Origin of the sequence: Cellulosimicrobium sp. TH-20, assembly GCF_002105775.1 — a bacterium.
GTDB lineage: Bacteria > Actinomycetota > Actinomycetes > Actinomycetales > Cellulomonadaceae > Cellulosimicrobium > Cellulosimicrobium funkei.
Genome location: NZ_CP020857.1, coordinates 3,934,967 through 3,950,490 on the forward strand (window position 1 = coordinate 3,934,967; position 15,524 = coordinate 3,950,490).

Genomic DNA, 15,524 nt, shown 5'->3' on the forward strand with positions numbered 1-15,524 from the left:
GGCTAGCGCGCCCGACGGACGCGCTCGACGTCCCAGACCGGCTCCGGCGCCTCGACGACCTCGCCGTCCTCGCGGAACACGAGGAACCGGTCGAATCCGCGCGCGAACCACCGGTCGTGCGTCACCGCGAGCACGGTGCCCTGGAAGGCCGCGAGCCCCGCCTCGAGCGCCTCCGCCGAGTGCAGGTCGAGGTTGTCCGTCGGCTCGTCGAGCAGGAGGAGCGTCGCGCCGTCGAGCTCGAGGAGCAGGATCTGGAAGCGCGCCTGCTGGCCACCGGAGAGCGTCTCGAAGCGCTGCTCGGCCTGGCCCACGAGCTCGTACCGGTCGAGCGCCCGGCTCGCGCCCTCGCGCCCCATGCCCGCCCGGTGCCCCTCGCCGCGGTGGAGGATCTCCAGCAGCGTGCGCCCGCGCAGCTCCGGGTGGTCGTGGTTCTGCGCGAACCAGCCCGGCCGCACCCGCGACCCGAGCACGGCCCGGCCCGTGTGCGCCACGGGAGCGGGTGCCGCCGGGCCGCCGGCCACGTCGTCGGGCACGGTGCCCGGCTCGGGGTCGCTCCCGCCCGCGGCGAGGAGGCGCAGGAAGTGCGACTTCCCGGAGCCGTTCGAGCCGAGCACCGCGACGCGCTCGCCGAAGAACACCTCGACGTCGAACGGCTTCATGAGCCCCGTGAGCTCGAGCCGCTCGCACGTCACCGCGCGCTTGGCCGTCCGCCCGCCCGTGAGCCGCACGGTCACGTTCTGGTCGCGAGCGACCACCTCGGGGCGCCCCGCCTCCTCGAACTTGCGCAGGCGCGTGCGCGCGGCCTGGTACCGGCTCGCGAGGCCGTCGTTGAACGCGGCCTTCGTCTTGAGCGTCCGCACGAGCTCCTGGAGCTTGGCGTGCTCCTCGTCCCAGCGGCGCGCGAGCTCGGCGAGCCGCTCGCGGCGGTCCGCGCGGGCCTGGGCGTACGTCGCGAAGCCGCCGCCGTGCACCCACACCGTGCCGCCGCCCGGCGTCGGCTCGAGCGTCGCCACCTGGGTCGCGGTGCGCGACAGCAGCTCGCGGTCGTGGGACACGAAGAGGACCGTCTTGGACGACGCGACGAGCCGCTCCTCGAGCCAGCGCTTCGTCGGCACGTCGAGGTGGTTGTCCGGCTCGTCGAGCAGCAGGACCTCCTCCGGCCCGCGCAGCAGCGCCGTGAGCGCGAGCCGCTTCTGCTCGCCCCCGGACAGCGACCGCACGTCGCGCCACTGCGCCTTCTCGAACGGGACCGACAGCACCTCGTCGGTCACCTCGTCCCACCCGGCCTCGGCGTCGTAGCCGCCCACGTCGGCCCAGTCCACGAGGGCCTGGGCGTAGCGGAGCTGGGCGGGCTCGTCGTCGACCGTCATGATGTCGTGCTCGGCGGCCGCGAGCTCGAGCGCCGCCTCCCGGACGGCGGTCGGCGCGAGCCCGACGAGCAGGTCGCGCACCGTGCGGTCGTCGTCGATGCGGCCGACGTCCTGGCGCATGACCCCGAGCCCGCCGCTGCGCACGACGGCGCCCCCGTGCGGCGCGACCTCGCCGGTGACGATGCGCAGCAGCGTCGACTTCCCGACGCCGTTGGGCCCCACGAGCGCGACGCGCGCGCCGTCCGCGACCCGCAGGTCGACGCCGTCGAGCAGGGTGCGCCCGTCGGGCAGGTGATACGTGACGTCGCTGAGGTCGAGGTGTCCCACCCCGTCATGGTCCCCGACGTCGGCCGCGCGGTCACGCGCTTTCCGGACCCCGGCGTCCGGCACCTCGGCCGGGCCGGCGCCACCCGCCGGGTGGCGGGATGGCGGATGGCGGGTGGCGGGACGGCGGGATGGCGGGACGGCGGGACGACTCAGCGCCGGCCGCCGCCGAGGAGGCCGCCCAGCCCGCCCAGGAGGTCGCCGAGACCGCCGCCGGAGCCCGACCCGCCGCCCAGGAGCCCGCCGAGGACGTCGCCCAGGCCGCCCCCGCCGGTCTGCGAGGTGCCCGGCCGCTCGCCCGCGCCCTTCCCCGCCGCGGTGCCGCCCGAAGTGCCGCCCGCCGTGCCGCCCGAGGTGCCGGTCGTGGCGCCGCCCGACGACCCGGCGCCGCCGAGCTGCTTCGCGAGGAAGGCCAGCGCGATCGGCGCGAGCGCGGGCAGCACCTTCGCGAGCAGGTCCTTGCCGGTGCCCGTCGACTGGGCGAGCTGCGCGACGACCGCCTGCTCGTTCTGCCCGAACACGTGCCCGACGATCTTGCGGCCGTCGTCGGTGTCGACGTCGTCGAGGTCGACGCCGCCCTCCACGAGCGCCGGGTCGTGCTGCGCGAGGGCCTCGCCGAGCGACGCCGCGCCCGCCGGGTCCTGCGCGTTGGCGCGCAGCCCGCCCAGCAGCGCGGGCAGCGCCGCGCCCACCGCGCGCTGCGCCGTCGCCTCATCGACGCCGAGCCGACCGGCGAGCTGGTCGAGCGGGACGGTGGACAGGATGTCGTCGATGCCGGCCATGGGGTCGTCCTCCGGTTCAGGGGTGCTCCAGCGGGTGCGCACCGGGGCGCGGTGCGGCCCCACCGTAGTCCCGGCCGGGCGTCCTCGCAGGCACTCGCGTCCGGGGCTGCGTCCGGCCCTGCGAGGTGCCAGGGTGGGACGCATGAGCGAAGACACCACCGCCACGAGCCCCGACCCGGAGACGGGCGCCGAGGGCGACACCGACCAGCTCCAGCCCGAGGAGACGCTCCTCGACCGCGGCGTGGACGACGTGCTCGACGAGGGCTACTCCCCGCCCGAGCGCCCCCGCTCGAACCACTTCGGCGAGACGCCGTGGGAAGAGGTGCACGGCGAGACGCTCGACCAGCGCCTGGCCGAGGAGGAGCCGGAGGAGTGGGAGCGCGACCCGGCCGAGCGGCCCGACGAGACCCGCGCGGGCCGCCTCGTCGCGGACCCCGACGCCCTCGACGGGCGCCAGAACGACACGTACGCCGACGACGAGGGGATCTCCGGGGGCGCCGCGGGCGCCGAGGAGGCCGCCGTCCACGTCGTCGAGGAGCCCTGAGAAGCCCTGAGGAAGCCCTGAGGACGAGCGCCCGCCCGCGGCCGGCTCAGGCCGGCTCGCGGGGCGGCGCGTCCTCCCAGACGTCCTCCTCGTTCCGCACGGCGCGGATGCGGTCGGCACGCGCCGCGAGCTCCGCGTCGGGCGGGTAGGTGACCTCCTCGAGCACGAGCCCGTGCGCCGGCACGACGCCCGCCCCCGCGTCCCGGCGCCGGCTCGCGAGGAGCCCCGCGGGCCACCCGACGTCGCGGCGCCCCTCCCCCACGGCGAGCGACGCGCCGACGAGCGCGCGCACCATGTTGTGGCAGAACGCGTCCGCGCGGACGTGCGCGACCACGAGCCCCGCGTCGGGCCCGTCCGTCGGGCGCGACCACGACAGGTGCTGCAGCTCCCGGATCGTCGTGGCGCCGGGTCGCGGCTTGCAGAACGCCGCGAAGTCCCGCACCCCGAGCAGGGGCCGCACGGCGGCGTCCATCGCCGCGACGTCGAGCGGCCGCCGGTTCCACAGCACCCACTCCCGGCGCAGCGGGTCGCGCTGCGCCGGGTCGTCCGCGACGCGGTAGGTGTACGCGCGGTGCAGCGCGGAGAAGCGGGCGTCGAACCCGGCCGGCGCCTGCGCCGCACGGTGCACGACGACGTCCCCCGGCAGCACGCCGCCCAGCCGCGCGACGAGCGCGTCCCCCGGCGCGCGGTCGGACCGGCCGGGCAGCGCCTCCCACTGCGCCCGCGCGAGGTCGACGTGCGCGACCTGCCCCCGCGCGTGCACGCCCGCGTCCGTGCGCCCCGCCACCGTGAGCCGCGGCGCCGCGCCCCGCAGGATCGTCGCGAGCCCGTCCTCGAGCGTGCCCTGCACCGTGCGCAGCGTCGGCTGCCGGGCCCAGCCGGCGAACGCCGTCCCCTGGTAGGCGAGGTCCAGGCGCACGCGCACGACGTCGTCCAGCACCTCGGGTCGCGGGGCGTCGGGGTCCGGGAGGGCGGGGAGCGGGACGGCTGTCACGGGAGTTCACCGTAGTCGCCCGCCCGTGCGCCGCGCGCGCCGCCGTGCCTACGCTGCCGCCCATGACCGGCGACCCGCACGACGTCCGCACCCTCGCCGTCGACTGCGGCGGGGGCGGCATCAAGGCGAACGTGCTCGACGCGTCGGGCACCGCGCACGCCGCGGCCGTGCGCGTCCCCACGCCCTACCCCCTCCCGCCCGACCTCCTCGTCGAGACGGTCGCGGGCATCGCGGCCACGCTGCCTCCCGCCGACCGCGTCACGGTGGGCATGCCCGGGATGATCCGGCGCGGCGTCGTCGTGCACACGCCCCACTACGTGACGCGCAGCGGGCCCCGGTCGCGCGTGGACCCCGCGCTCGTCGAGGCCTGGACGAGCTTCGACGTCCGCGCGGCCGTCGAGCGCCGGCTCGGCGTCCCGGCGCTCGTGCTCAACGACGCCGAGGTGCACGGCGCCGGCGTCGTCGCGGCGTCCGGCCTCGAGCTGGTGCTGACGCTGGGGACGGGGCTCGGCTCCGCGCTGTTCCACGGGGGCCGGCTCGCGCCGCACCTCGAGTGGTCGCGCGCCCCGGTGCGGCGCGGCACCACGTACGACGAGTACGTCGGCGAGCCCGAGCGCCGCCGCCTCGGCGACGGGCTCTGGTCGCGCCGCGTCCTCGCGGTCGTCGAGGGGCTGCGGCCCGTGTTCTGGTGGGACCGCCTCTACCTGGGCGGCGGCAACTCGCGCCGGATCACCCCGAACGTCCTCGACCGGCTCGGCGACGACGTCGTCGTGGTGCCGAACTCGGCGGCCCTCGTCGGGGGCGCCCGCGCGTGGGACCTCCCGCCGGCCTGACGCCTCAGCGACCGGCCGCGCCGCGGTCCGGCTCCCCGTCCGCGGTGCGCTGCCTGGGCGCGGCCGCGGCGGGCTCGAGGAGGCCCGGCAGCGCGCCCTCGTCCCCGCCTCCCGGAGGCACGCCCGCGGCGAGCGCGCCGTGCGCGTCGAGCAGGACGCGGTTGAACGCCACGGGCGCGTCCAGGCTCACCAGGTGCCGCGCGCCCGGGACGACGACGAGCCGGGCCGGGGCCCCGCCCGCGCGCGCCGCGGCGAGGAACCCGCGCTCCCCGAGCCGGAAGTGGTCCCAGCGCCCGTTGACGAGCCAGACCGGCGAGTCCGCCGCCGCGAGGGCCTGGACCGGGTCGACCGACCCCACCTCGCGCAGGATCGCGCTCATGACGTCGAGGGCGAACCCGCCGGCCGCGAGGTCGGCGGCGGCCTGGGCCGTCATCGCCCGGTCGACGAGCGCCTGGTTCAGCCCGGCTCCCCCGTCCGGGAGCCGCTCGATGCCGCGCGCGAGGACGAGCCAGCCGCCGCGCAGGCGCGTCGACGGCGGCGTCGAGCACGCGGCGGCGACGAGCCCCACGACGCGCTCGGGGTGCCGCGCGCGCGTCTCGATCGCGACGTAGCCCCCGAGCGACAGCCCGACGACGAGCGCGCGGCCGCCGACCGCGTCGATCCCTGCCGCGACCGCCCCGACCGCGCCGTCGAGCGTGAACGCCTCGCCGCGCCGCACCCCGTGGCCCGGCAGGTCGACCGCGACGGCCCGCACTCCGGCGCGGCCCAGCGCCGCGAGCTGGTCGCGCCACATCGACCGCGACGTGCGCGACCCGTGCACGAGGACGACGGGCGGCCACGTCCCGCTCCCGGTCCCGGGCGACGCGTCGGTGGAGGTCACGTCTCGACCGTAGGCCCTGCTCCACGCGAGATCGACCGGGGGAACGGGACAGGGCCGGAGACTCGCCAGGCCGGGGACGCCGCAGGGCCCGGGACCGTACGGTCCCGGGCCCTGCGCGACGAGCCCCGGAGGGCTCAGGCGGGAAGAGGAGGCTCAGGCCTCCTTCTTCTCCTCCGTGGCGTCCTCGACGGGCGCGTCCTGGACGTCCTCGGCGGGAGCGTCCTCGACGGCGGCGTCCTCGACGGGAGCGTCCTCGACCTTGTCGGCCTTCTTGGACGGCTTGTCGGCCTTCTTCTTGCTCGCCTTCTCGGCAGCCTTCTCCGCCTCGCGGACGACGGCCTGCTTCGGGCTGACGGGCTCGGTCACGAGCTCGATCACCGCGAGGGGCGCGTTGTCGCCCTTGCGCGTGCCGACCTTCGTGATGCGCGTGTAGCCACCCTCACGCTCCGCCATCTGCGGGGCGATCTCGGTGAACAGCGTGTGCACCACGGACTTGTCGCGGACGACGCGCAGGACGCGACGGCGCGCGTGCAGGTCGCCGCGCTTGGCGAACGTGATGAGGCGCTCGGCCACCGGGCGCAGGCGCTTCGCCTTGGTCTCGGTGGTCGTGATGCGGCCGTGCTCGAAGAGCTGGGTGGACAGGTTCGCGAGCATCAGGCGCTCGTGAGCCGGTCCGCTGCCGAGCCGGGGGCCCTTGGCGGGGGTAGGCATGGGATGTGCTCCTTGGGAAGTGATCGCGCCGCAGGTGCGGACCCGGACGCGCTGAGGTGTCTAGAGCCGCAGGCTCAGTACTGCTGCTCGGTGTCCGAGAACGTCGCCTCGTCGTCGTCGCCGTCGTAGTACGCGGCGGCCGACGGGTCGAAGTCGAGCGGCGAGTCCTTGAGGGACAGGCCGAGCTCGGCGAGCTTCTCCTTCACCTCGTTGATGGACTTCGCACCGAAGTTGCGGATGTCCAGCAGGTCCGCCTCGCTGCGTGCGACGAGCTCGCCCACCTGGTGGATGCCCTCGCGCTTGAGGCAGTTGTACGAGCGGATCGTGAGGTTGAGCTCCTCGATCGGCAGCGCCAGGTCCGCGGCCAGGGCCGCGTCCGTCGGCGACGGACCGATCTCGATGCCCTCGGCCTCGACGTTGAGCTCGCGGGCGAGGCCGAAGAGCTCCACCAGCGTCTTGCCGGCCGACGCGAGCGCGTCGCGCGGCGAGATCGCCGGCTTCGTCTCGACGTCCACGACCAGCTTGTCGAAGTCCGTGCGCTGCTCGACACGCGTCGCCTCGACCTTGTAGGTCACCTTGAGGACCGGCGAGTAGATCGAGTCGACCGGGATCCGGCCGATCTCGGCGTCGAACGACTTGTTCTGCGAGGCCGAGACGTAGCCACGGCCGCGCTCGACGGTCAGCTCGATCTCGAGCTTGCCCTTGTCGTTGAGCGTGGCGATGTGCAGCTCGGGGTTGTGGACCTCCACACCCGCGGGCGGGACGATGTCCGCCGCGGTGACCGCACCAGCACCCTGCTTGCGCAGGTACATCACGACTGGCTCGTCGTTCTCCGAGGAGACGACGAGGTTCTTGATGTTGAGGATGACCTCGGTCACGTCCTCCTTCACACCCGGCACGGTGGTGAACTCGTGGAGCACACCGTCGATGCGGATGGAGGTGACCGCCGCGCCCGGGATGGACGACAGCAGCGTGCGACGCAGCGAGTTGCCGAGCGTGTAGCCGAAGCCGGGCTCCAGCGGCTCGATGGAGAAGCGCGAACGGTTCTCCGAGATGACCTCTTCGGTCAAGGTGGGGCGCTGTGCGATCAGCACTGGTGGTTTCCTTTCGGTGAGCGTCCGCCATATGACGCTGCACGGTTCAAGGCGAGGTGCGTGCCTGCGGCACGCGGCCCCGGCCGGGACTCTGTCCACCCGGCCGGGAAGGGTGCGTCGACCCCGTCAGGAGGCGGCTGCCCCGTGACGGGCGCCGTCGACGGGCTCGGCCGGTCGGTGACCGGGCGGCCCGGCGACGGCACGCCGACGACGAGGGTCAGACGCGACGACGCTTGGGCGGCCGGCACCCGTTGTGCGCCTGCGGCGTCACGTCCTGGATCGAGCCGACCTCGAGGCCGGCCGACTGCAGCGAGCGGATCGCAGTCTCGCGACCCGAGCCCGGGCCCTTGACGAAGACGTCGACCTTCTTCATGCCGTGCTCCTGCGCCTTGCGGGCAGCGGCCTCGGCCGCGAGGCCGGCGGCGAAGGGGGTCGACTTGCGGGAGCCCTTGAAGCCGACGTCGCCGCCGGAGGCCCACGCGATCACGGCGCCCGACGGGTCCGTGATCGACACGATCGTGTTGTTGAACGTGCTCTTGATGTGCGCCTGGCCGGCGGGGACGTTCTTCTTGTCCTTGCGACGAGGCTTGCGCCCAGCGGCGGCGCGAGTCTTGGGAGGCATGTCCTTCTTCTCTCCTGGTCTGAGGTGGTCTGACCGCGGGGATCTCCACCCGGCACGGGACGGACCGTGAGGTCCGCGTCAGTGCGCGAGCAGGGCCCGCCCTGCGGACTGGCTCAGCGGGCCTTCTTCTTGCCGGCCACGGTGCGCTTCGGTCCCTTGCGCGTACGCGCGTTGGTCTTCGTGCGCTGGCCGCGCACGGGCAGGCCGCGGCGGTGACGCAGGCCCTGGTAGGTGCCGATCTCGACCTTGCGGCGGATGTCGGCGGCCACCTCACGACGAAGGTCACCCTCGAGCTTGTAGTTGCCCTCGAGGTAGTCGCGGAGCGCGACGAGCTCGGCGTCGCCGAGGTCCTTCACGCGGGCGTCCGGGCTGATGCCGGTGGCGGCCAGCGTCTGCTGGGCGCGGGTACGGCCGACGCCGTAGATGTAGGTGAGCGCGACCTCGAGCCGCTTGTCGCGGGGGAGGTCGACGCCGATGAGACGTGCCATGTGCCTTTCGGCTCCTCGTGCTTCGTCGGAGGTCTGTCGCACCGCCCTCCCACGGGGAGCTCCGTGGGCCCCGGCCTCCGAGCCGGGGGTTCCCCTGCCTGTGGCGTTCTCCTCCCGGACTCGCGTCCGGGGTGCCGAGCAGGTTCGTGGTGGTGCGCTGGTGGCCGGCCGTCGTCGTGACGGGCGGCCTGGTGACCGCGGTCCCGGAGGACCGTCACCCGTGGCGCAGGTGAGGGCTCAGCCCTGGCGCTGCTTGTGCCGCAGGTTCTCGCAGATCACCATGACGCGACCGTGCCGGCGGATCACCTTGCACTTGTCGCAGATCTTCTTGACGCTGGGCTTGACCTTCATCTTCGTTCCCTCAGTGGTGCCCCGCTCCGGGCGCGACCGACGAGCGGCCCCGGTGGTCCCGGGTGCGAGGCGGGTGAGTGGGTGGACGCGTGACGACTACTTGTAGCGGTAGACGATCCGGCCGCGGGACAGGTCGTACGGGCTCAGCTCGACCACGACCCGGTCCTCGGGGAGGATCCGGATGTAGTGCTGGCGCATCTTGCCCGAGATGTGCGCGAGAACCTTGTGCCCGTTGGCCAGCTCCACGCGGAACATCGCGTTCGGCAGGGCCTCGACCACGCTGCCCTCGATCTCGATGACACCGTCCTTCTTTGCCATGTCCTCCGCTAACTCTCGTCTGAACTGCTAGGACTCCCGCGCACGCCCGACCCGAGGGTCGTCCGATCGTGGGAGGTGCGTGGAGCCGCGTGCGGTGGTCGGTCGCCCGGGTCCCGAGGGACGGGGGCCGGATGAACGACGTGCACGGACTACACCCGACGGACCATCCTACGGCATCCGGCAAGGGACGGGAAACCGTGGCGGGTCGTGCGCGCGGTGCGACGCGTCACTCCCCCGTCGTGCGGGGTGCCGTCGGGCGCTGCCGGACGGGAGCGAGGCGGCCCGCGACAGGCCGGTGCGCGGTCAGGCCGCGAGCGGTGCGACGCGCACGCCGAGCTCCGCGAGCTCCGCGGCGCCGCCGTCGGGCGCGGTGAGGACCCAGATGCCCTCGTCGAGGATCGCGACGCTGTGCTCCCAGTGCGCGGCACGGGTGCCGTCGTCGGTCACGACCGTCCAGTCGTCCTCGCACACCTCGGTGAACCGCTCGCCCCGCGTGAGCATCGGCTCGATCGCGAGGCACATGCCCGGGCGCAGCCGCGGGCCCTTCTCACGCGTGCGGTAGTTCGGGACGTCCGGGGGCTGGTGCATCGCGGACCCGATCCCGTGGCCGACGTAGTCCTCGACGATGCCGTAGGTCACGCCGTCCGACTCCCCCGAGACACGCACCGAGTCCTCGATGGCGGCCCCGACGTCGCACAGCCGCTCGCTCGTCGCGAGGGCGGCGATCCCGGCCCACATGGCGCGGCGCGTCGCCTCGACGAGCGCCTCGTCCTGCGGGTCGCCCTCGCCGAGCACGAACGAGACCGCCGAGTCGCCGTGCCAGCCGTCGACGACGGCCCCGCAGTCGACGGAGACGACGTCGCCCGGGCGCAGCTCGCGCGGCCCGGGGATGCCGTGGACGACCTCGTCGTTCACCGACACGCAGAGCGACGCCGGGTAGCCCTCGTACCCGAGGAACGACGGCGTCGCCCCGGCGTCGGCGATGACCGCGGCGGCGAGCGCGTCGAGGTCGGCGGTCGTCATGCCCGGTCGGACGGCGTCGCGCACCGTCCCGAGCGCGCGCGCCACGACGAGGCCGGCGCTGCGCATGGACCGGACCTGGTCGTGCGTCTTGTACTCGATGCGCTCGCGACCGAACACCCTGCTGCTCCTCAGAACCGACGGAAAGACGTGCGGGCGCTCAGCCGACGAGCGCGGTCAGCGCCGACACGATGCGGCCGGTGACCTCGTCGATGTCGCCGATCCCGTCGACGCGCACCAGCAGGCCGCGGTCCGCGTAGGCGGAGGTGAGCGGCGCCGTCTGCTCCGCGTAGATGTCGAGGCGGCGCGCGATGGCCTCCTCCGTGTCGTCCTCGCGGCCCTCGATCTCCGCGCGCTTCGCGAGGCGCGCGAGCAGCTCGTCGCGGTCGGCGGTGAGCTCCACGACGCCGTCCAGCGCGACGCCCAGGTCGGCGAGGATCGCGTCGAGCTCGACGACCTGGGCCGCGTTGCGCGGGTAGCCGTCGAGGATGAACCCCTGCGCGGCGTCGTCCTGCGCGAGACGGTCGCGGACCATCGCGTTCGTCACCGAGTCGGGGACGAGGTCGCCCTTCGCGGTGTACTCCTGCGCGAGGCGGCCGAGCTCCGTGCCGCCCTTGATGTTCGCCCGGAAGATGTCGCCGGTCGAGATCGCCGGGATGGACAGCTGCTCGGCGAGCCGGGCGGCCTGCGTCCCCTTGCCCGCGCCCTGCGGGCCCATGATGACGAGGCGCGCGGGGCGCGCGGCGGACTGGCCGTCGGTGGCGTTGCTCAACGGAGGAACCCTTCGTAGTGGCGCTGCTGCAGCTGGGAGTTGATCTGCTTGACCGTCTCCAGGCCGACGCCGACGACGATGATGATCGAGGAGCCACCGAACGGGATGTTCGTGCTCACGCCGAGCCCGATGAGGACCAGCGTCGGCAGCAGTGCGACGAGCGCGAGGTAGATGGCACCCGCGGAGGTGATGCGGGTGATGACGTAGTCGAGGTACTCGGCGGTGGGCCGGCCGGCACGGATGCCCGGGATGAAGCCGCCGTACTTCTTCATGTTGTCTGCGACCTCGTCCGGGTTGAACGTGATCGACGTGTAGAAGAAGCAGAAGAACAGGATCATCAGCACGTACAGCAGGATGTGCAGCGGCGCGGACGGGTCGGCCAGGTTGGTGCTGATCCAGATCACCCAGTCGGCGCTCTGGTCGCCGAACTGCGCGATGAGGCCCGGGACCGCGAGCAGCGAGGCCGCGAAGATCACCGGGATGACGCCCGCCATGTTGATCTTGATCGGGATGTAGGTGCTCGAGCCGCCGTACATGCGGCGACCGACCATGCGCTTGGCGTACTGCACCGGCACGCGGCGCTGCGACTGCTCGACGAACACGACCAGCCCGATGACGAGCACGATGACCGCGATCATGATGATGAAGTTCGTCGCGCCGTTCGCGCCGCCGGCGATCGACCACAGGGCGGTCGGGAAGCTCGCGGCGATGGACGTGAAGATGAGCAGCGACATGCCGTTGCCGACGCCGCGCTCCGTGATGAGCTCGCCGAGCCACATGATGAGGCCGGTGCCCGCGGTCATCGTGATGACCATGAGGGCCATCGTGACGAAGCTGGCGTCCGGGATGACGTCGACGGAGCAGCCCTGGAAGAGCAGGCCGTTGCGCGCCGTCGTGATGACGGTCGTCGACTGGAGGATGGCGAGCGCGATCGTCAGGTAGCGCGTGTACTGCGTGAGCTTCGCCTGGCCCGACTGGCCCTCCTTGTGGAGCGCCTCGAAGCGAGGGATCACGACGCGCAGCAGCTGGACGATGATGCTCGCGGTGATGTACGGCATGATGCCGAGCGCGAAGATCGACAGCTGGAGCAGCGCGCCGCCGCTGAAGAGGTTGACCAGGCTGAGCAGGTCGTTGCCGTCGGCGGTCTCCGCGATGCACTGCTGCACGTTGGGGTAGTCCACGCCGGGCGTGGGGATGAACGACCCCACCCGGAAGATCGCCATGATCGCGATCGTGAACAGCAGCTTGCGCCGCAGGTCGGGCGTCCGGAAAGCCCGGGCGAATGCGCTGAGCACCTATCCTCCTGGCCCGCCGAGGCGGGATGTCGTGTCGCCGGGAGGCCCGGCGAGGTGTGACGCACGGCACGGGCGCCAAGAGGCACCCTAGCCGTAGCGCCGCGTCGAACGGCAAGTCGGTCCCGATCACCGGACGGGCCGGCCGTGGACCTGGGAGTGACGGCGGTCACCCCCGGGGTGCGGGGAGACAGCCGTCGGAGAGTCTAGACCGTGGTGCGCTGCCGGACGGACCACGGGTCGTGCAGGGAGGCACCCTCAGACGCGGACAGGGCCGACGGCGCGTACGCGCCACCGGCCCTGTCCAGGGGTGTCAGTCCTCCGAGACCGAACCGCCGGCCGCGAGGATCTTCTCGCGAGCCGCGCCCGAGAGGGCGTCGACCGCGACCTCGAGCTTGACGGTGATCTCACCCGTGCCGAGCACCTTCACGAGCTGGCCCTTGCGGACCGCGCCCTTCGCGACGAGGTCCTCGACGGTGACCTGGCCACCCTCGGGGTACAGCGCCGCGAGCTTGTCCAGGTTCACGACCTGGTACTCGGTGCGGAACGGGTTCTTGAAGCCGCGCAGCTTCGGGAGGCGCATGTGCAGAGGCATCTGCCCACCCTCGAAGCGCTCGGGAACCTGGTAACGAGCCTTCGTACCCTTGGTACCGCGGCCCGCCGTCTTACCCTTCGACGCCTCACCACGACCCACGCGGGTCTTGGCCTTCTTGGCGCCGGGAGCCGGACGCAGGTGGTGGACCTTGAGCGTGCCGCCGGCACCCTCGGTCTGCGCGGGGGTCTGCTCGGCCTTCGCCGGAGCCGACGCCTTCGCAGCGGTCTTCTTCTTCGGAGCCTCGGCGGTCTCCTTGGTGGCCTTCTCAGCCATGGTCACTCGACCTCCTCAACGGTGACGAGGTGCGCCACCGTCGCGACCATGCCGCGGATCTCCGGGCGGTCCTCCTTCACGGCGGTGTCGCCGATCCGCTTGAGGCCCAGAGTGCGCAGCGTGTCGCGCTGGTTCTGCTTGCCGCCGATGGCGGACTTCGTCTGGGTCACCTTGAGCCTGGCCATCAGGCGTTCACCCCCGCAGCACGGGCACGCAGGAGCGCGGCCGGGGCCACGTCCTCGAGCGGGAGACCACGGCGCGCGGCGACAGCCTCAGGCTGCTCCAGGTTGCGCAGGGCCTCGACGGTCGCGTGCACGATGTTGATCGCGTTGGACGAGCCGAGCGACTTGCTCAGCACGTCGTGGATGCCCGCGCACTCCAGCACGGCGCGCACCGGACCACCGGCGATCACACCGGTACCCGGAGCGGCCGGACGGAGGAACACGACGCCGGCGGCGGCCTCACCCTGGATGGGGTGCGGGATGGTGCCCTGGATGCGCGGGACCTTGAAGAAGTTCTTCTTGGCCTCCTCGACACCCTTGGCGATCGCCGCGGGCACCTCCTTCGCCTTGCCGTAGCCGACGCCGACGGTGCCGTCGCCGTCGCCCACCACGACGAGCGCGGTGAAGCTGAAGCGGCGGCCGCCCTTGACGACCTTGGAGACGCGGTTGATGGTGACGACGCGCTCGACGAAGGCGTTCTTCTCGGCTGCGTCGCCACGGCGACCGTCGCGACGGTCACCGCGACGGTCGTCGCGGCGCCCCCCGCGCGCGTTCTGGTCGCTCGACTCGTTGGCGGCACCCGTGGGGGCGCCGGTGTTGCTGCGCTGCCCTGCAGCCATCAGAGAATCCTTTGCTTCCGTGTGGGGATGGTCGGCGTCGTCACAGGGACAGACCGCCCTCGCGAGCGCCGTCGGCGACCGCAGCGACCCGACCGTGGTACTTGTTGCCACCACGGTCGAAGACGACGGAGTCGACGCCCTTGGCCTTCGCACGCTCGGCGACGAGCTCGCCGACCTTGCGGGCCTTGGCGCTCTTGTCGCCGTCGAGCGCACGCAGGTCCGCCTCGAGCGACGAGGCCGACGCGAGCGTCTGACCGATCGTGTCGTCCACGACCTGAGCCGTGATGTGACGCGTGGAACGCGTCACCACGAGGCGCGGACGACCGGCGGTCCCCTTGATCTTCTTGCGCAGGCGCAGGTGCCGGCGCTGACGCGCGACGGCCTTGCCCTTGCCGAGAACCTTCAGAGCCATCGTTACTTACCAGCCTTTCCAGCCTTGCGGCGGACGACCTCGCCGGCGTAACGCACACCCTTGCCCTTGTACGGCTCGGGCTTGCGGATCTTGCGGATGTTCGCTGCGATCTCGCCGACCTGCTGCTTGTCGATGCCGGAGACCGAGAACTTCGTCGGGCTCTCGACCGCGAACGTGATGCCCGCGGGCGGGGTCACGACGACCGGGTGGCTGAAGCCGAGGGCGAACTCGAGGTCCGAGCCCTTGGCCGTCACGCGGTAACCGGTGCCGACGATCTCGAGCTTCTTCTCGTAGCCCTGCGTCACGCCCTGGACGAGGTTCGCCAGGAGGGTGCGGGTCAGGCCGTGCAGCGCGCGGGACTCGCGCTCGTCGTTCGGGCGCGACACCACGAGGGTGCCGTCCTCCTGAGCGACCTGGATGGGGGCGGGCACGTGGTGCTCGAGCGAGCCCTTGGGGCCCTTCACGGTCACGAGCGCGCCGCTGATGGTGACGTCCACTCCGGCGGGAACCGGAACGGGGATCTTGCCGATTCGAGACATGGCGTATCTCCTTTCCGGGTTACCAGACGTAGGCGAGGACTTCGCCGCCCACGCCCTTCGTGGCGGCCTGCTTGTCGGTGAGCAGACCGGAGGACGTGGACAGGATCGCCACGCCCAGGCCGCCGAGAACCTTCGGCAGCTCGGTGGACTTGACGTACTTGCGCAGGCCGGGCTTCGACACGCGGCGCACGCCGGCGAGGCTGCGCTCACGGTTCGGGCCGAACTTGAGCTGGATGGTGAGGTTCTTGCCCACCGTCGCGTCCTCGACGCTCCAGCCGGAGATGTAGCCCTCGGCCTGGAGGATCTCGGCAATGTGCGACTTCAGCTTCGAGTACGGCATGGTCACCGTCTCGTGGTAAGCCGAGTTCGCGTTCCGCAGACGCGTCAGCATGTCTGCGATCGGGTCGGTCATCGTCATCGGGCTCTAGCCCTTCCTCGACGTGGTATCCGGGCGGGGCGCGTCGAGCGA

At 72.8% G+C, this 15,524-nt stretch carries 21 protein-coding genes; 2 read left to right on the forward strand and 19 right to left on the reverse strand.

Annotated features, from left to right (window positions below; genetic code table 11):
- Positions 1 to 2: 2 nt before the first annotated feature.
- Both B8281_RS17540 and B8281_RS17545 read right to left on the reverse strand, forming a co-directional pair.
- Positions 3 to 1,697 (reverse strand): ABC-F family ATP-binding cassette domain-containing protein, encoded by a 1,695-nt coding sequence (locus B8281_RS17540; protein WP_043658747.1) that lies wholly within the window; start codon positions 1,695 to 1,697, stop codon positions 3 to 5.
- A 149-nt stretch (positions 1,698 to 1,846) separates the two neighbouring features.
- Positions 1,847 to 2,476: a DUF937 domain-containing protein gene (locus B8281_RS17545; RefSeq protein WP_034654903.1), complete on the reverse strand. Its 630-nt coding sequence runs from the start codon at positions 2,474 to 2,476 to the stop codon at positions 1,847 to 1,849.
- A gap of 142 nt (positions 2,477 to 2,618) precedes the next feature.
- Here B8281_RS17545 and B8281_RS17550 point away from each other — a divergent pair, with 142 nt between their 5' ends.
- Positions 2,619 to 3,020 (forward strand): DUF5709 domain-containing protein, encoded by a 402-nt coding sequence (locus tag B8281_RS17550; protein ID WP_043652004.1) that lies wholly within the window; start codon positions 2,619 to 2,621, stop codon positions 3,018 to 3,020.
- Between the two features lie 46 nt (positions 3,021 to 3,066).
- Here the strand turns inward: B8281_RS17550 and truA are convergent, their stop codons facing one another.
- A complete protein-coding gene (gene truA / locus B8281_RS17555) occupies positions 3,067 to 3,957 on the reverse strand; it encodes a tRNA pseudouridine(38-40) synthase TruA (RefSeq protein ID WP_085388839.1) in 891 nt (296 codons plus the stop codon).
- Positions 3,958 to 4,076: 119 nt separating this feature from the next.
- Between truA and B8281_RS17560 the strand changes: the two genes are divergently transcribed.
- The gene (locus tag B8281_RS17560) at positions 4,077 to 4,847 is read left to right on the forward strand and encodes an ROK family protein (protein WP_085388396.1); all 771 of its coding nucleotides are present in this window, start codon (positions 4,077 to 4,079) and stop codon (positions 4,845 to 4,847) included.
- A 4-nt stretch (positions 4,848 to 4,851) separates the two neighbouring features.
- On the opposite strand, the gene B8281_RS17565 is transcribed toward B8281_RS17560, so the two are convergent.
- The 16 genes from B8281_RS17565 to rpsH form a co-directional block, all read right to left on the reverse strand.
- Positions 4,852 to 5,727, reverse strand: a complete 876-nt coding sequence (locus B8281_RS17565) for an alpha/beta fold hydrolase (protein WP_232322610.1) — start codon at positions 5,725 to 5,727, stop codon at positions 4,852 to 4,854.
- A 153-nt stretch (positions 5,728 to 5,880) separates the two neighbouring features.
- Entirely contained in the window at positions 5,881 to 6,438 is a 558-nt protein-coding gene (gene rplQ, locus B8281_RS17570; protein WP_021479761.1) for a 50S ribosomal protein L17, read from the reverse strand.
- 74 nt (positions 6,439 to 6,512) lie between these two features.
- Positions 6,513 to 7,532, reverse strand: coding sequence for a DNA-directed RNA polymerase subunit alpha (locus B8281_RS17575; RefSeq protein ID WP_021479760.1), 1,020 nt, complete (start codon positions 7,530 to 7,532; stop codon positions 6,513 to 6,515).
- A gap of 217 nt (positions 7,533 to 7,749) precedes the next feature.
- On the reverse strand, positions 7,750 to 8,154 hold the full coding sequence (rpsK, locus tag B8281_RS17580) for a 30S ribosomal protein S11 (protein WP_021479759.1): 405 nt from the start codon (positions 8,152 to 8,154) through the stop codon (positions 7,750 to 7,752).
- Between the two features lie 113 nt (positions 8,155 to 8,267).
- Positions 8,268 to 8,642, reverse strand: coding sequence for a 30S ribosomal protein S13 (gene rpsM, locus B8281_RS17585; protein WP_021479758.1), 375 nt, complete (start codon positions 8,640 to 8,642; stop codon positions 8,268 to 8,270).
- A gap of 237 nt (positions 8,643 to 8,879) precedes the next feature.
- Positions 8,880 to 8,993, reverse strand: coding sequence for a 50S ribosomal protein L36 (gene rpmJ / locus B8281_RS17590; RefSeq protein ID WP_009740505.1), 114 nt, complete (start codon positions 8,991 to 8,993; stop codon positions 8,880 to 8,882).
- A 96-nt stretch (positions 8,994 to 9,089) separates the two neighbouring features.
- A complete protein-coding gene (infA, locus tag B8281_RS17595; protein ID WP_012867920.1) occupies positions 9,090 to 9,311 on the reverse strand; it encodes a translation initiation factor IF-1 in 222 nt (73 codons plus the stop codon).
- A gap of 303 nt (positions 9,312 to 9,614) precedes the next feature.
- Positions 9,615 to 10,451 carry a type I methionyl aminopeptidase gene (map, locus tag B8281_RS17600; protein WP_043651996.1) on the reverse strand — a complete coding sequence of 279 codons (837 nt, stop codon included), beginning with the start codon at positions 10,449 to 10,451 and terminating at the stop codon, positions 9,615 to 9,617.
- Positions 10,452 to 10,491: 40 nt separating this feature from the next.
- The gene (locus tag B8281_RS17605; RefSeq protein WP_031315308.1) at positions 10,492 to 11,049 is read right to left on the reverse strand and encodes an adenylate kinase; all 558 of its coding nucleotides are present in this window, start codon (positions 11,047 to 11,049) and stop codon (positions 10,492 to 10,494) included.
- A gap of 50 nt (positions 11,050 to 11,099) precedes the next feature.
- Positions 11,100 to 12,398, reverse strand: a complete 1,299-nt coding sequence (gene secY, locus B8281_RS17610; RefSeq protein ID WP_021480441.1) for a preprotein translocase subunit SecY — start codon at positions 12,396 to 12,398, stop codon at positions 11,100 to 11,102.
- A 310-nt stretch (positions 12,399 to 12,708) separates the two neighbouring features.
- Positions 12,709 to 13,263: a 50S ribosomal protein L15 gene (gene rplO, locus B8281_RS17615; RefSeq protein ID WP_074808895.1), complete on the reverse strand. Its 555-nt coding sequence runs from the start codon at positions 13,261 to 13,263 to the stop codon at positions 12,709 to 12,711.
- 2 nt (positions 13,264 to 13,265) lie between these two features.
- On the reverse strand, positions 13,266 to 13,448 hold the full coding sequence (rpmD, locus tag B8281_RS17620) for a 50S ribosomal protein L30 (RefSeq protein WP_021480439.1): 183 nt from the start codon (positions 13,446 to 13,448) through the stop codon (positions 13,266 to 13,268).
- On the reverse strand, positions 13,448 to 14,104 hold the full coding sequence (rpsE, locus tag B8281_RS17625; protein ID WP_021480438.1) for a 30S ribosomal protein S5: 657 nt from the start codon (positions 14,102 to 14,104) through the stop codon (positions 13,448 to 13,450). Before rpsE ends, rpmD begins: the two co-directional genes overlap by 1 nt.
- A 40-nt stretch (positions 14,105 to 14,144) precedes the next feature.
- Positions 14,145 to 14,516, reverse strand: coding sequence for a 50S ribosomal protein L18 (gene rplR / locus B8281_RS17630; protein WP_021480437.1), 372 nt, complete (start codon positions 14,514 to 14,516; stop codon positions 14,145 to 14,147).
- A 2-nt stretch (positions 14,517 to 14,518) separates the two neighbouring features.
- On the reverse strand, positions 14,519 to 15,055 hold the full coding sequence (gene rplF / locus B8281_RS17635) for a 50S ribosomal protein L6 (protein WP_021480436.1): 537 nt from the start codon (positions 15,053 to 15,055) through the stop codon (positions 14,519 to 14,521).
- 19 nt (positions 15,056 to 15,074) lie between these two features.
- Positions 15,075 to 15,473 (reverse strand): 30S ribosomal protein S8, encoded by a 399-nt coding sequence (gene rpsH, locus B8281_RS17640; protein WP_021480435.1) that lies wholly within the window; start codon positions 15,471 to 15,473, stop codon positions 15,075 to 15,077.
- Positions 15,474 to 15,524 lie beyond the last annotated feature (51 nt).